The sequence below is a fragment of the Streptomyces niveiscabiei genome, assembly GCF_001419795.1.
Taxonomy (GTDB): Bacteria; Actinomycetota; Actinomycetes; order Streptomycetales; family Streptomycetaceae; genus Streptomyces; species Streptomyces niveiscabiei.
In genome coordinates, this window is sequence record NZ_LIRL01000086.1 from 1 (window position 1) to 13,670 (window position 13,670).

11 protein-coding genes are annotated in these 13,670 nt (G+C 71.8%); 4 read left to right on the forward strand and 7 right to left on the reverse strand.

Annotated elements, in window-relative coordinates; translation table 11 throughout:
* Positions 1-742 (reverse strand): LysR family transcriptional regulator (locus AOK24_RS05395; RefSeq protein ID WP_055718899.1); only part of this gene is annotated, 742 nt, incomplete at its 3' end.
* Positions 743-828: 86 nt separating this feature from the next.
* On the opposite strand from AOK24_RS05395, the gene AOK24_RS05400 reads away from it, so the two are divergent.
* Positions 829-1,548, forward strand: a complete 720-nt coding sequence (locus tag AOK24_RS05400; protein WP_055718900.1) for a CTP synthase C-terminal region-related (seleno)protein — start codon at positions 829-831, stop codon at positions 1,546-1,548.
* Here AOK24_RS05400 and phsA read toward each other — a convergent pair.
* Positions 1,536-3,380: an O-aminophenol oxidase PhsA gene (gene phsA / locus AOK24_RS05405; protein ID WP_055718901.1), complete on the reverse strand. Its 1,845-nt coding sequence runs from the start codon at positions 3,378-3,380 to the stop codon at positions 1,536-1,538. The two genes, AOK24_RS05400 and phsA, sit on opposite strands and share 13 nt — an antisense overlap.
* A gap of 86 nt (positions 3,381-3,466) precedes the next feature.
* Positions 3,467-5,662 (reverse strand): germacradienol/geosmin synthase Cyc2, encoded by a 2,196-nt coding sequence (gene cyc2, locus AOK24_RS05410; protein WP_055718902.1) that lies wholly within the window; start codon positions 5,660-5,662, stop codon positions 3,467-3,469.
* A 199-nt stretch (positions 5,663-5,861) separates the two neighbouring features.
* Between cyc2 and AOK24_RS05415 the strand changes: the two genes are divergently transcribed.
* A complete protein-coding gene (locus tag AOK24_RS05415) occupies positions 5,862-6,635 on the forward strand; it encodes an alpha/beta fold hydrolase (RefSeq protein WP_055718903.1) in 774 nt (257 codons plus the stop codon).
* A 54-nt stretch (positions 6,636-6,689) separates the two neighbouring features.
* On the opposite strand, the gene AOK24_RS05420 is transcribed toward AOK24_RS05415, so the two are convergent.
* The 3 genes from AOK24_RS05420 to AOK24_RS05430 all read right to left on the reverse strand — a co-directional run bounded on the left by AOK24_RS05420 (position 6,690) and on the right by AOK24_RS05430 (position 9,715).
* The gene (locus AOK24_RS05420; protein WP_055718909.1) at positions 6,690-7,865 is read right to left on the reverse strand and encodes a damage-control phosphatase ARMT1 family protein; all 1,176 of its coding nucleotides are present in this window, start codon (positions 7,863-7,865) and stop codon (positions 6,690-6,692) included.
* 203 nt (positions 7,866-8,068) lie between these two features.
* Positions 8,069-8,725 carry a ScbR family autoregulator-binding transcription factor gene (locus tag AOK24_RS05425; RefSeq protein WP_055718904.1) on the reverse strand — a complete coding sequence of 219 codons (657 nt, stop codon included), beginning with the start codon at positions 8,723-8,725 and terminating at the stop codon, positions 8,069-8,071.
* A gap of 72 nt (positions 8,726-8,797) precedes the next feature.
* Positions 8,798-9,715 carry a ScbA/BarX family gamma-butyrolactone biosynthesis protein gene (locus AOK24_RS05430; protein ID WP_055718905.1) on the reverse strand — a complete coding sequence of 306 codons (918 nt, stop codon included), beginning with the start codon at positions 9,713-9,715 and terminating at the stop codon, positions 8,798-8,800.
* Positions 9,716-9,894: 179 nt separating this feature from the next.
* Between AOK24_RS05430 and AOK24_RS05435 the strand changes: the two genes are divergently transcribed.
* The gene (locus AOK24_RS05435; RefSeq protein ID WP_055718906.1) at positions 9,895-10,542 is read left to right on the forward strand and encodes a ScbR family autoregulator-binding transcription factor; all 648 of its coding nucleotides are present in this window, start codon (positions 9,895-9,897) and stop codon (positions 10,540-10,542) included.
* A 142-nt stretch (positions 10,543-10,684) separates the two neighbouring features.
* Here the strand turns inward: AOK24_RS05435 and AOK24_RS05440 are convergent, their stop codons facing one another.
* The gene (locus AOK24_RS05440; RefSeq protein WP_193555245.1) at positions 10,685-12,466 is read right to left on the reverse strand and encodes a S8 family peptidase; all 1,782 of its coding nucleotides are present in this window, start codon (positions 12,464-12,466) and stop codon (positions 10,685-10,687) included.
* 393 nt (positions 12,467-12,859) lie between these two features.
* Here AOK24_RS05440 and AOK24_RS05445 point away from each other — a divergent pair.
* On the forward strand, positions 12,860-13,670 hold an 811-nt coding region (locus tag AOK24_RS05445; RefSeq protein WP_055718908.1), incomplete at its 3' end, for a lytic polysaccharide monooxygenase.

Genomic DNA, 13,670 nt, shown 5'->3' on the forward strand with positions numbered 1-13,670 from the left:
CGCCGGAGCCGGCCGAGTGGGGCAGCAGGGTCAGCCCGTGCCCGGCCGCCACGAGGGCTGTCAGCGCGCGGACGTCGGTGCCCTCGTAGCGCAGGGCGCCCCGGAAGCCGTGGCCTCCGTTGGCGGCCCGCAGGTGCGCCAGCGGGAGCCCGGTGTCCGGTGCGTCGATCCAGCGGGCGTCGGCGAGGTCGGCGAGGCGCAGGCCGGGGCGCCCGGCCAGGGGGTGGGAGTCGGGGAGGAGCACCCCGGCGGGTTCCTCGGAGATGCCGTGGGTCGTCAGGGGGGCCACGTCGGGCAGGCGCAGCGGGTCGCTGGGGGCCGCGAGGCCGTCCACGAGGCCGATGTCGGCGGCGCCGGTCGCGACGGCCGCCGGGACGGCCTCGCGGGCGAGGACGCGCACCGTGACGCCGACGGGCGGGAGCGCGGCCAGGACGCGGGCGCCGAGCGCGGTCGGGGAGGCGGCGAGGGTCAGGCCGTAGGAGGGCGCTGCGGCGATGCGGGCGATGTCGGCGCGGGCCGCGTCCAGGCGCAGGAGGAGGGGCCTGGCGTGTTCGAGGAGGCGCTCTCCGGCCGGCGTGGGGGTGACGGGGCGGCGGGTCAGCAGGGGTGTGCCCAGGTCCTGTTCGAGCGCGGCGATGTGCTGCGAGACGGCCGACTGGGTGTAGCCCAGTTCGCGGGCGGCCTCGGAGAAGGACGCGAGGCGGGCGACGGCGACGAAGGTGCGCAGGAGGTGGGGGTCCATGCCGCCAGGGTGTCATCAGTTCTGCTTATCGGGGGTCAAGGAATCATCGTTGGACGTGAACTCGGGCCGGGGCCAGGATCGTCGGCATGACACCTCGTATCGCCCTGGTCGGGGACCGTTCCCCGCACGTCGTCTCGCACACCCGTATCCCGCTCCTGCTGGAGGCGCTCGCCGTACGGGACCGGCTGGTCCTGGACGCGTACTGGATCCCCACCGAGGACGCGGCGCGCGAGGGCGCCGTGCGCGGGTTCGACGCGGTGTGGGTCGTGCCGGGGAGCCCGTACCGCAGCGAGGAGGGCGCGGTGGCGGCGATCCGGCACGCGCGCGTGGCGGGCGTGCCGTTCCTCGGGACGTGCGGCGGGTTCCAGCACGCGCTGCTGGAGTTCGCGCGGAACGCGGCCGGGCTGCCGGACGCCGCGCACGCGGAGAACGACCCCCGCGCCGAGGCCCCCCTCTTCGCACCCCTCGCCTGCTCGCTGGAGGGCCACGAGGACGCCGTGCTGCTGGAACCGGGTTCGCTCGCCCACACCGTGACCGGCGCCGAGCGCACGGTGGAGCGCTACTCCTGCCGGTACGGGCTGGCCCGCCACGAGGACACCCTGGCCGCGCACGGCCTGCGCTTCTCGGGGCGGGACGCGGCGGGCGAGCCCCGGGTGGCCGAACTCCCCGGCCACCCGTTCTTCCTGGCGACGCTGTTCCAGCCGGAACTGTCCGGCGACGGCTCGCACCCGCACCCGGTGATCAGGGCGCTGGCGCGGGCCGCCGTGGACCATGCCGCGAGCGCGCGGGCGGGTCAGCCCGTGTGACCCTCGTGCCCGTGCCCGCCCCCGCCGTGGTCGAACTTCAGCGCCTCCGGCGGCAGCACGACGAACGGCCGCATCATGCCCATGTCCTCGTGCTCCAGGAAGTGGCAGTGGTACATGAACCGCCCGTACGCGCCGTCGAACGTGCCCATGACCCGCAGTCCCTGTCCGCCGAGCGCGCGGAAGACGTCCTTGTAGCCCTGTTCGTTGGCCGGGATCGGCACCACGTCCGGCTTCAGGGCGATCGGCGTGGCCGTGCCGCCGACCTCGGGGCGGAAGCCCGACACGTCGTACACGTCCCGGCCCATGATCTGGAAGTCGGCGAGGTGGATGTGCATCGGGTGGGCGAACGCGGCGAGGTTGAGGAACGTCCACTGCTCGTAGGAGCCTTCGGCGACGGTGAAGCCCAGGCCGTCGTTGAAGGTGCGGGCGATGCGCCGGTACGTCTTCGGCGTGCCGTCCGCGCCCGTGATCTGGATGATGCCGTCGGCCGGGAACTGGATGCCGTCCGCGTTCGCCAGCAGGGCCATCTCCCAGATCTCCGGGTGCCCGCCCCCGCCCTTGGTGTTCGGCGGGGTGAGGACGATCATCCGGTGCTCGTGCTTCGTGTCGTGGCTGATGCGGCGGAAGGAGCCGGAGAGCACCTCGGGGAGTTCGAAGGTGTCCGGTTCGCACGCCTCGCCGACGCGGAACTGCATGACGTCGGGGTAGCGCACGTCGCCCGCCGGGTCGGGCACGCCGGGGGCCTGGTTGGGGCCCTTGTTGACCAGCCGCAGGGTGCGGCCTTCGAGTCCGCGCAGGTCGAAGAGGAGGTCGAAGCGCTCGGCGGGGGCGGCGATCAGCGCGGGCATGGCCGCGTCGAAGTCGATCGGCACGGGGCGCGGCAGGAGCCCGCCGTCGCTGCCGATCTGGTGGACGACGCCGGGCACCGGGAGGCCGTCCTCGTCGACCAGGACGAGGTTGTAGATGCGCCCGTTCGACGCGTTGACCAGGCGGAAGCGGTACCAGCCGGCCTCGACGTCGGCGTACGGCCAGATGCGGCCGTTGACGGTCGAGTACGGGCCGGTGAACGGGATCGAGACGGGTTTGCCGGTCTCCGGGCTGACGCCGACGATCTGCGTCTTGTGCAGGAGGCGGCCGTTGAGGCGGCCGTCCTCGTCGGTGTCGAGGTTGCGGTCGGCGAGCAGCAGCGGCATCTCGCGGGCGCCCGCGGGGAGCCCGAGGGCGTCCTCCTCGTCGTCGCGGATCAGGTACGTGCCGTACAGGCCCGTCATCACGTTCCAGCGCGTGATGTTCATGGCGTGGTCGTGGTACCACCACTGGACGGCCTGGTGGTCGTTCGGGTACTCGGAGAGCTGGGCGTCGCCGTAGCCCACCGCGTTGTCGGCCCAGCCGTCGTTGCCGCCGCCGGTCTGCGCGCCATGCAGGTGGGTCACCGACCAGGCGGGCAGGGCGGCGACGTCCTTGTTCGGCTCGACGCCCTCGCGGCCCGCTTCGGTGGTCGTCCCGGGGCGCTGGACCTCGACGGCGGTGACGGGATACTCACTGCCCTCGGGGATGCGGTTGGTCCACGCGATGCGCACGCGCTGCCCCCGGCGCACCTCGATGGTCGGGCCCGGGACCACGCCGTCGTAGCCCCACATCAGGGTCGGCGGCAGTTGCGGGTGCAGGCGCACCCACGCGGGGCGCAGGGCGATCTCGGTCTCCTGCGTGACGTCCCCCTGCGCGGGGCGCAGGACCGGCGGGACGGTCAGCGGGGCGACGTACGGCGTCAGCTCCTGGGCTGCCGCCGGTGTCACTTCGGTCTCGGTCGTCTTCTCGACGGTGTCGGTCATGAGGCACTACCCCCGTAGTGGATCGGTTCGGACGTTCCCCTCACCCCAGAAGACTCCGTGCACCTCCCCAAGGTTCAGTGAATGTCCTATTCCGCAAGAGAAAGTCCTGAAAACACCGCGTTCGCCTGCCGTCCGACGGCCACCGGTGCCCGGTCCGGGAGGAACCCGTGCGCGCGCGTGGCGAGGTGTTCCGGCTTGTAGCGGTCGACCTGGCGGTGCCAGTTGAGGACGCCGGCCATCCAGTGGCGCAGGTCGGCGACGTAGGTGTCCATCTCCGCGCGCGCGTCGGGCGACAGGTCGAAGTCGTCGTACAGGACGGGCAGTTCGTGCGCGACGATGTGCTCGAACTGCTCCATGCGCTGGTTGATGAGATCGGCCACGATCCGTACGCCCGTGGGGTAGTCGCAGCCGAAGAAGTTCTGGACGACGAGGATCGCGTTGTGCACCTCGCCCTCGTACTCGATCTCCTTCTGGTACGAGAAGACGTCGTTGAGGAGCGCGCCGTAGTCGATGGCGGCGTTCTCCAGGGAGCGCACGGGCCCGCTGGCGTGGACCTCGGGGGGTACGGCGGGGCCGAGGCCCAGGCGGCACATGCTGAGGGTGAGGTCGGAGCCGAAGGTGGCGCGGCGCATCTCCAGGTAGTCGACGGGGTCGGGGACCCGGTTCTGCAGCTGGTTGGACAGCTCCCACAGCCAGCTCTCGGTCATCTTGTCGACGCTCGCCCGGAACACGCGCCGCTCGCCCGGGGTCATGTCGGCCGTGGTGTCCGCCCACAGCTCGGCCAGGCCGCGTTCCAGGCCGCCCACGGGCACCGGGGGCGTCTCGCCGTCCTCCACCGGCATACAGGCGCTCAGGCGCGCGGTGGCCACGCGCGCGCCCGCGAAGTCGCCGCGCCGGCCGAAGACGAGGGGGTAGTAGTCGTCGGCGTAGGTGCCCCAGGCGAGCCAGCGCGAGCTGAGGTCGAGCTCGTCCGCGTCCGCGTCCGGGTCGATGCCGGCGGAGCACAGCGGGAGGTCGGCGGCGCGCAGCCGGTCCTCGTCCCAGACGCCCTCGTCCAGCATGCCGGTCGCGTGCATCCAGGGGACGAGCCGCTGCCGGGCGCCCTCCAGGTGGGGGCTCAGCCGCACCTCGTACGGCATCCGCAGGTCGGGGAGCAGCGACGGGCCGACCTTCTGGAACGGCACGTGCGTGTACGCGCGCAGGCGTTCGGCGGCGGCCGACGCCAGGAGCGCGCCGACACCGGCGGCCGATGTTCCCGGGCCTGTCAGGCGCTCCCAGGGGTTGGCCGGGCGGACGTTCTTGTTCATGTAGCGGCTGGAGCGCATGTGCCACTCATGGCCGCCCGCCTGCCAGTCCTGGAGGCCCTTGGCGTACGCGCCGATCGCGGCGGCCTCGTCGGGCCGCAGGCCCTTCTCCAGGGCGATGGCGGGAACCTCGGTGAACGCGGTGTGCTCGAACTGGTGCAGGCGCGAGGTCAGGATGTCGTTGACGGTGTCGGCGGCCTCCTGCGTCGTGCAGCCGAAGAACGTCTCCAGGACGAGGACGCCGTTGCTGTTCTCGCCCTCGTCGAGGACCTCGCGCTCGTACGAGAACAGGTCGTTGCGCAGGTGCACGGCGTCCGAGAAGGTCTCCATCAGCACGCGCAGCGGGCGCGTGCCGGCGACGGCGGCGGGCACCTCGGCGGTCGCGTACTCGACGAGCCCCGCCGACCAGGGCGCGCCGCCGACCTTGCGGCGCATCTCGATGTACTCGACGGGGTTGGCGATCCGGCCCTCGTCGATGTTGGACAGCTCCCACATCGACTCGTTGAGCAGGTGCTCGGTGGCGGTCGCGAACCGGCGCCGCCAGTCCTCGGACATCGCCGGGACCGTACGCGCCCACAGGTCCGCGAGACCGGCCTCCACGGGGTTGAGCGGCTCCGGCACGGGCGTCGACAGGTCCAGCGGCATGAACAGCGGCAGGCGGTCCAGGTGGGCCTTGCCGGCGGCGCGGTCCGGGGTGCGCTTGTACATGTCGAGGAAGTGGTCGTCGAAGAAGAACACCCACACGTACCAGTCGGTGATCAGCGACAGCGCGTCCGCGTCGCAGTCGGGGTGCGTGTACGCGCACAGCAGCCCGTAGTCGTGCGCCTCCAGGTCGGCCGGCTCCCAGATGCCCGACCCCTCCAGCATGCCCATCTCGCGCGCCCACGCGGTGGAGTGCGCGCGGGCCTGCTCGACGTGCGGGTTCAGCCGCGCGGGGTGCGGCATGTAGAAGTGCGGGAGTTCGAACGGCTGCGTCATGGCCGGGCCCTACCCGCGCCTTCCGAGAGGCATCCGTTCGGCCGCACATGATCACACCATCGCGTGAATTCGGCCCGAACGGTTGCGCGAGCGCCGGAGTGCGGACTCACACAAGGGGCGCGCGAGGCACCGTACGCCCCCTCCGTCCGCCTCGTACGCCCTCTTGCCGCCGCCTCCTCCCGCCCCGCACCGTGACCCCATGACGACCCCCTTCACGCTGCCCCACGAGCTGCACGGCGACGGCGCCCACAAGGTGTTCGCGGTGCACGGCTGGCTCGCCGACCGCACGGCGTACGCGCCCGTCCTGCCCGACCTCGACCGGTCGGCGTTCCAGTACGCGCTGGTCGACCTGCGCGGGTACGGCGCGGCGCGCGACGCGGGCGGCGCGTTCACGACCGCCGAGGCCGCCGCCGACCTCGTGGAGCTGGCCGACCGGCTCGGCTGGGCGCGCTTCTCGGTGGTCGGGCACTCGATGGGCGGCGCGATCGGGCAGCGCCTGCTGGCCCGGGCCCCGGACCGGGTACGGCGGCTGGTGGGCGTGTCACCGGTGCCCGCGTCGGGGCTCGACCTGCCGCCGGAGCAGTGGACGCTGTTCGCGGAGGCCGACCGGCGCCCCGAGAATCGCCGGGCGATCCTCGACGTGACGACCGGCGGCGCGCGCCCCGGCGCCTGGCTGGACCGGATGGTGGCCCGCTCTCTCGCGGCGAGCGACGCGAAGGCGTTCCGCGCCTGGCTGGACTCCTGGGCCCGCGAGGACTTCCACGCGGACACGGCGGGCTCGCCGGTGCCGTCCCTCGCGGTGACGGGCGCGCTGGACCCGGCGCTGTCGGCGGAGTTGATGCGGGCGACCTGGCTGGAGTGGTACCCGAACGCCGAGTTGTACGAGCTGGCGTCGGCGGGGCACTACGCCATGGACGAGACGCCGCTGGAGCTGATCCGGGTGGTGGAGGACTTCCTCGGGGCAGACAACTGACGGCTGCCGACTGGCAGTTGACGGTTCGTCAACTCCCTCTCCGCAGCCGCCCTTTCAGGCTCCCCGCACCTGGATCAGCGCCCGAGTCCCCCCGATCCGCCACTCCTGCCCCTCACTTGCCGTCAACGCCGCCTCGGTCCCGGCCGAAAGCCCCGTGATCACATCGGACTTGAGGGTCCGGAGCGCCGCGACCGCACCCGGGAAGTACGCGGTGACGTCCGCGAACGCCGTCGTCGTCGGCCACATCCGGTCCCCCACGAGCCGCCGGTAGTTGAGGTCCCCCTTGAGGATCGTCACCGAGGCTCCCGCGAAGTCGGCGCGCAGGTCGTCCGGCATCTCCTCGTACCCCAGCGGCGAGGCGGAGAAGGGGTGGGCGCGCACGAGGAGGGTGCCGTCGGACAGCGCGGCCCACACCCGCCGCCCGCACGCACCGGCGACACCGGGAGCCGCCACCAGTTTCCGTACGGCGTCCAGGACATCGGCGTACGTCGCGTCGGAGACGTAGTACGGGTACGGCTTGACGTGCAGGACCGCGCGTCCGATCCGGCGCTCCGTCAGCAGGTGGTCCAGGAACAGCAGATCGGGGACGAGTTCGCGTCCCGCGTTGTCCGCGACCAGGCAGACGCTCGCGGCGTCCTTCAGCGCGGCCCACAGCGCGTCGCTGTCGTCGGCGACCAACGCCGGTACGGCGGCCCGCTCTTCGGCGCCGGCGTCGGAGAGGCGGAAGCCGAGGTCGGCGCGGTTGCCCCAGAGGGAGCCGTGCAGCAGGGCCCGGCCGCGCGCATCCTCGGACAGGGAGGCCAGGGCGTCGAGGGCGGCCAACTCCTCGGCGGTCTCCGGGGAGTCGAGTTCCGCCAGCTTGAACGGGCGGAACGGGTCGACGCCTTGGCCCGGGCCGGGGGTGAAGTAGCCGACGGCTTCGAGGAGTTGCCGGTAGAACCAGCTCTCCGACCAGAGCCAGGGCACGTCGTACCAGGAGGTGCCGAGCAGGGCGTCGAGCCCCCAGGCGCGCCAGCGGTCGAGGTCGTGCGCGTCAGGGGGGAGCGGCTCCAGGACACCCTGCGTACAGGTGACCGAGAGCGCGTCGAGGGCGCGGGTCACCGGGGGGCCGTACGGGAACGCCTCACGCACCTGGCGGATGATCGCGGGGTGGCGTTCGGCGAGGACGGAGCGGCGGAAGGAGCCGGGTTCGTCGCCGCGGAGCACCGGCGGGGCGGAGGTGTGGGGCATGCGGATCACCGTATCGCGCGGATCGGCCCCGTCACCGGCCGCCCGCGCCATGCCCCACACGGCACGGCGGACCCGCGTGCCCGCCGTACGACCACCTGTCCCCCGTCGGCCTTGTCGGAAACGCTTCCTGAGACTGTTTCAGGCCATACGGGGTTCCGGGCCGCGCCGTGAACTCGCGTCCCACCGGGGCGAGTACGCCCCGTTCAGGACACGCACGCCGCTGTGATCTCCCGTTCCAGCCGGGAGGCCAGGCTCAGATAGCGCGGGCGGCGTGGGACGGGGACGAGGCCGCGGATCAGGACGTACCACATCTCCGCCATCCGGCGCGGCAGCCGGCCGGAGGCCTCGCGGGAGCGGCCGACGACGCGGGTGCCGACGAAGAAGCAGACCAGGGAGTGCGCGACGGCATCGATGTCGACGTCCTGGTGTATGTCGGCCTCGCGGACCGCGCCGGACAGGCCGCGGGTGACGAGCTCCAGCCATTCGGAGAAGGGGTGGCGCAGGGGCGGTTTCACCGCGACTCCCCCGGTCGCGAGTCTCAACCCGGCGCGGGAGATGGGGCCTTCGACGGACAGCCGGGCCAGGCCGAAGGTGAAGCGCATCAGCGCTTCGAGGGAGGTGTAGCCCCGGTTGTCGATCTCGCCCGCGACGCGCTGGGCGGCCTGGGACTGGAGTTCCATGATCGCGTGGGCCAGGTCCTCCTTGGCCGCGAAGTGGAAGTACAGGGCGCCCTTGGTGACTTGGGCGTGCTCGACGATGTCACTGAGGCTCGTCGATTCGTAACCATGCCGGTCGAACAGATCGGCCGCTGCCGTGATGATCGTCGCGCGGGTCTGTTCGGCGCGTAACTGCCTCGCCATCGCCTGGGACACTCCTGGGCCGGTAAAAGAACGGGTCATGCCGTTTGTTTCTCACCCCCTGTACACAATAACTCACCCTGCGGCGGCGTCGACCCCACACTCGAAGACTGCCGACTCCCGTTGCACGCCGACGACTTGGAGGTGTCCGCCGCCTTCGTCGCGAGCCTCGATCCAGACGGGTTCGTCCAGCTCAGCGTACCTGTGGAAGACCGCCCGGTATGCGCTGGGGGCATATTTTCCGGGAAGGGCGAAGCGGGCCGCCTGGCGGGCCGCCTCCAGCAGGAGCATCCCGGGGACGTGATCGAGCGGATGGTCGAAGAAAACGGGGTGTGCGGTATTTACCCGGAGCTGCCACCTCCCGCCGGGCGCCCGCGGATCGAGCCCGGGGAGGGCGAGGACGACATCGGCGGGCAGCGCCCGGTCCACGACCTGCGGCGGCAGCCCCGGCGGCAGCGGAACGGCCGTCACCGTGCCGGGCGTTCGGCCGCCGCGCAGCCTGCGGTAGACGGCCTCGCCGACGCAGGTGAAGGAGACGTCGGCGGTCGCGGCCCGCTCCCCGCAGCACAGGACGCGGGCGGAGTAGCGGCAGGCGGCGGGCTGGTTCCCCCGGTAGCGCACCTCGGTGAAGGCGAGTTCGACGGTCGGCTCGGCCGGCACCGGACCGACCTCCAACCGGTGCGGATCCGTGGTGACTTCGAACGCGTTGAGCACGAACTGCCGGTCCAGCGGGACGCCGTACTCGGTGTGCATGATCAGGGTGCCGGCCTGGCGGACCGTCTCCACCACGAGCAAGGGGTCGTAGGAGCACCAGTCCGGCGACACGTGTAAGCCATGGGCACGGGGCCACTGTGCGTACACGGTGAAGCGGTCGGCCCCGGTGCGCTGCCAGCCGGTGAGGAACGTCTCGGCGAGGGCCGCGCGGTGGACGAACTGGCGGGGGACGGTTGCCGTCAGGGACGGGGTGTCAGCAGACTGCCGCGGTCGGGTCATCGCATCCTCCCTGCGGTCACCCGTGAGTCACGGCAGACGGTGAATCGTCCGCACAGCGAACGTTAGAGTACGAGGCGACCGGTTTGGCATCAATGAGATCAGTCGACGGCATCCTATGATCGGGCCGAACAGACACACGATCGCGGGATCGGCCAACTCGGTCCCGCGGAGGGGCTCTTATGGCTAAACAGGAGCGCGCCATCAGAACGCGCCAAGCCATCGTGGAAGCGGCCGGTGAGGTTTTCGACGAGCACGGATACACGTCCACCACCATCGCCATGGTCCTGGAGCGCTCCGCCGTCACCAAGGGCGCGCTGTACTTCCACTTCCCGTCCAAGGAGGCGCTGGCGCAGGCGGTGCTGGGCGAACAGGTGCCCTTCGGGAGCGTCCCGCCGCAGGCGTGCAAATTGCAGGAGATCGTCGACATGACGTTCGTCGTCGGCCAACGCCTGCTGACCAGCTCCCTGTTGAGGGGGAGCATCCGGCTCGCGGTCGACCAGGAGGCGCCGGCCCGCATCGACCACGGAGGGCCGTTCAGGCAGTGGTCGCAGCGGCTGGAGGAACTGCTCGAACAGGCGCGGGAGCGAGGGGAGTTGCTGCCGACGGTGCAGCCCCGGCAGACGGTGGAGCTGCTCGTCGGCTGCTTCAGCGGAATCCAGTTGATGTCGCGGGCGCTGACCGGGCGCGCGGATCTCGGGGAGCGGCTGTCGGTGCTGTGGACGCACATCCTGCCGAGCATCGCCGTACCGGGGCTGCTGCCCGCGCTGGACACGAAGGCGGACCGGGGGGTGCGGGTCCTGGGGTCGCCCGAACGGGTGGCTTCGTAGCGGCTGCGGCGACCCCGGAGAAAGAAACGTTTCCGGAAACATCACGACGGCGGACCGGCCGGTGTCCATCCACACCGGCCGGTCCGCCGCTTCCTGCGAGGCGAGGTCGAACTCTCGCCGCCTCAAGCGAGTTGACGAACCGTCAGAACGTCAGCTTCCAGCTGTTCAGCGTCCCCGTGTCCTGCGCCGCGCTGTCCTTCACGCGCAGCTTCCAGGTGCCGTTGGCCGTCTCGCTGGACGCGTCGACCGTGTACGTGGTGACGAGGTTGTCCGCGGAGTCCGAGGAGGCGGTCTTCAGGCCGTAGACCGTGCCGTCGGGCGCGACCAGGTCGATGACCAGGTCACCGCGGTAGGTGTGGCTGATGTCCACGCCGACCTGGAGGTTGGCGGGGGCGTTGCCGGTGCGGCCGGTGACGGAGATCGAGGACTCGATCGCCGCGGCGTTGTCCGGGACCGCGGCGGCGGTCGTGTTGGAGAACACCGTGCCGCCGCCCGTCGAACCGCTCACCGCGGCGACGGCCTTGGCCGCGTCCGCGAGACCCGCGCCGCAGCCGCCCGAGCAAGCGCCCGGCAGGGGACGGGCGTTGGTCTTGATGGCCGACTCGATCTGGGCCGGGGTCAGCGCGGAGTTGGCCGACTTCAGCAGCGCGGCGAGGCCCGCGACGTGCGGGGTGGCCATGCTGGTGCCCTGGTAGTACTGGTAGCTCTCACCGACGGGCGTCTTCGTGCCGGAGTTCAGCGTCGACAGGATGCCGTTCGCGGTGGTGGTGCGGGTCTCGCCGCCCGGCGCCGAAATGTCCACCAGGGAACCGAAGTTGGAGTACGACGCCTTGGCGCCCGCGCGGTTGGTCGCGGCGACCGAGATGACGTTGTTGCAGTTGCCCGGGTTGTGGTTCGCGACGTTGTCGCTCTCGTTGCCCGCGGCCACGACGACCGTCGTACCCCGGCCCACGGCACCGTTGATCGCGTTCTGCGTCGCCGTCGAGCAGGCGCCGTCGCCGCCGAGGCTCATGTTGATGACCTTGGCGACGTTGGTGTTGGCCGGGACGCCGGAGACGGTGCCGCCGGACGCCCAGGTGATCGCGTCGATGATGTCGGAGTCGTAGCCGCCGCACTTGCCGAGCACGCGCACCGGGGAGATCTTCGCGCCGTGCGCGATACCGGCGATGCCCTTGCCGTTGTTGGTGACGGCGGCGATCGTGCCGGCCACGTGGGTGCCGTGCCAGGAGGAGGTGGAGGCCGGGATGCCCGCGCCGCACTCGTTGGCGTTGTACCAGTCGCCCGGGTCGGCCGGGTTGTTGTCGCGGCCGTTGCCGTCGACGGAGACGGCGGTGTCGGCGATGAAGTCGTAGCCGCCGACGATGTTCGCGGCGAGGTCGGAGTGCGCGACGTAACCGGTGTCGATGACGGCGACGGTGACGCCGGCGCCCGTGGTGGTGTTCCAGGCCGCAGGAACGTTCATGCCGGCCGTGGTCTCGAAGAGGTCCCACTGCTTGGCGTACTCGGTGTCGTTCGGGTCGGCCTGCGGACGGTTCAGGCGGTCCGGGACGACGTAGGCGACCGAGGGGTCGGCCTTGTACTGGGCGACGACGCCGGCGACGTCGGCCTGCGAGGCGTCCGCGCCGAGATCGACCAGGGCGGCGCCGGTGCCGAGGCGGCGCGCGAAGTCGGCGTCCTTGGCGGTGGCGTCGGCCTCGGCGGCCTTGTTCGACGTGGCCTCGTCCGCACCGGACTTGTAGCCGACGATGAGGCGCTCGGCGGTGACGCCGGGGGCGGCCTCGGTCTGCGCGGCGGACACGGGCGGCAGCGCGGTGGCGTCCTGGGCGGGCGCGGCGACCGACGGGAGCGTCGTGCCGGTCAGCAGGGCCGCGGAGAGGGCGGCGACGGATATGAGCTGCCGTCTCAGGGCAGGGGAAGTGCGCAAAGGGGTGCCTTTCATGGCCGGCTCCGGGCACGGGGGCGGGAGCGACGGTGGAGTTCGCTTCGGCGTCGAAGCTGTGGGGAGTGCGTCGAGCAGCGCGCGATGGCGGGCCAGGCGGGTCGGCCGACCGGTTTCGGGGTTACCTGTGGGTCGGCTGTGGTGGAACGATAGGCAAAGAGCAGGTCATCCGGATACAGGGGAAACCCTCGATCACATCGAGAGAACCCCATTTCCAGAGGCAGTTGAGGCGTATATGCGCGGTTTGCTTCCCGCTCTCGGCAAAAGAACGGAAAGCGTTTTCCGACGGCATCTCTGCTGATCGGGCCGGTGGTTGAACGCGGACGCCCGGCGGGCCGTACATGCCCGGTGCAGCCGTTCCCGAGGAGGCGTTCCCTCATGTTCCGTCACCGTCTCGCCCCGCTCGCGGCGGCCGTCCTCGGCACGCTCGCCGTCGCCGCGGGACCCGCCGCCGCGCACGGCGCCCCCACCACGCCGGTGAGCCGCGTCTACGCCTGCTCCCCCGAGGGCGGCGCGAACGCCGGTACGGCGGCCTGCCGCGCGGCCGTGCGGGCGAACGGCGCGTCCTTCGCGGCGTGGGACAACCTGCGCGTGGCCGGCGTGAACGGGCGCGACCGGCAGACGATCCCGGACGGCGAGCTGTGCAGCGGGGGCCTTCCCGCGTACCGGGGGCTCGACCTGGCGCGCGACGACTGGCCCGCGACACAGCTGCGGCCGGGGGCGACGCTGCGGATGACGTACGCGTCGACGATCCCGCACACCGGGTCGTTCAAGCTGTACCTGACGAAACCGGGGTACGACCCGACGAAGCCGCTCACCTGGTCCGAGCTGCCCTCGGAGCCGTTCGCGGTCGTCGAGGACCCGCAACTGACGGGTGGTGCCTACCGGTTCAGCGCGAAGCTGCCGGCCGACCGGACGGGGCGGCAGGTGCTGTACACGATCTGGCAGAACACGAGCACGGCGGACACGTACTACTCGTGCTCGGACGTGGTGTTCCCGGAGGCTGTGCAGAAGAGGGAGGGGGAAACGGCACAGAAGGACGACGCGCCGAAGGAGCCGGCGAAGAAGGAGACGCCCGCACCGGCTCCGGCCCCCAGCCCCGCAACGGCTTCCGCCCCCGCCATCACCCCGGCGCCCGCCGCCGCGAGCCCCGACAGCACCCCCGTCGCGAAGAGCACCGGCTCCGGCC

Bases quoted from the DNA above. Each gene is read 5' to 3' on its own strand.
- phsA (WP_055718901.1), bottom strand. From the start codon at position 3,380: ATGACCGACACCGTCGAGAAGACGACCGAGACCGAAGTGACACCGGCG.
- AOK24_RS05415 (WP_055718903.1), top strand. From the start codon at position 5,862: ATGACGACCCCCTTCACGCTGCCCCACGAGCTGCACGGCGACGGCGCC.
- cyc2 (WP_055718902.1), bottom strand. From the start codon at position 5,662: ATGACGCAGCCGTTCGAACTCCCGCACTTCTACATGCCGCACCCCGCG.
- AOK24_RS05430 (WP_055718905.1), bottom strand. From the start codon at position 9,715: ATGACCCGACCGCGGCAGTCTGCTGACACCCCGTCCCTGACGGCAACC.
- AOK24_RS05400 (WP_055718900.1), top strand. From the start codon at position 829: ATGACACCTCGTATCGCCCTGGTCGGGGACCGTTCCCCGCACGTCGTC.
- AOK24_RS05435 (WP_055718906.1), top strand. From the start codon at position 9,895: ATGGCTAAACAGGAGCGCGCCATCAGAACGCGCCAAGCCATCGTGGAA.
- AOK24_RS05420 (WP_055718909.1), bottom strand. From the start codon at position 7,865: ATGCCCCACACCTCCGCCCCGCCGGTGCTCCGCGGCGACGAACCCGGC.
- AOK24_RS05425 (WP_055718904.1), bottom strand. From the start codon at position 8,725: ATGGCGAGGCAGTTACGCGCCGAACAGACCCGCGCGACGATCATCACG.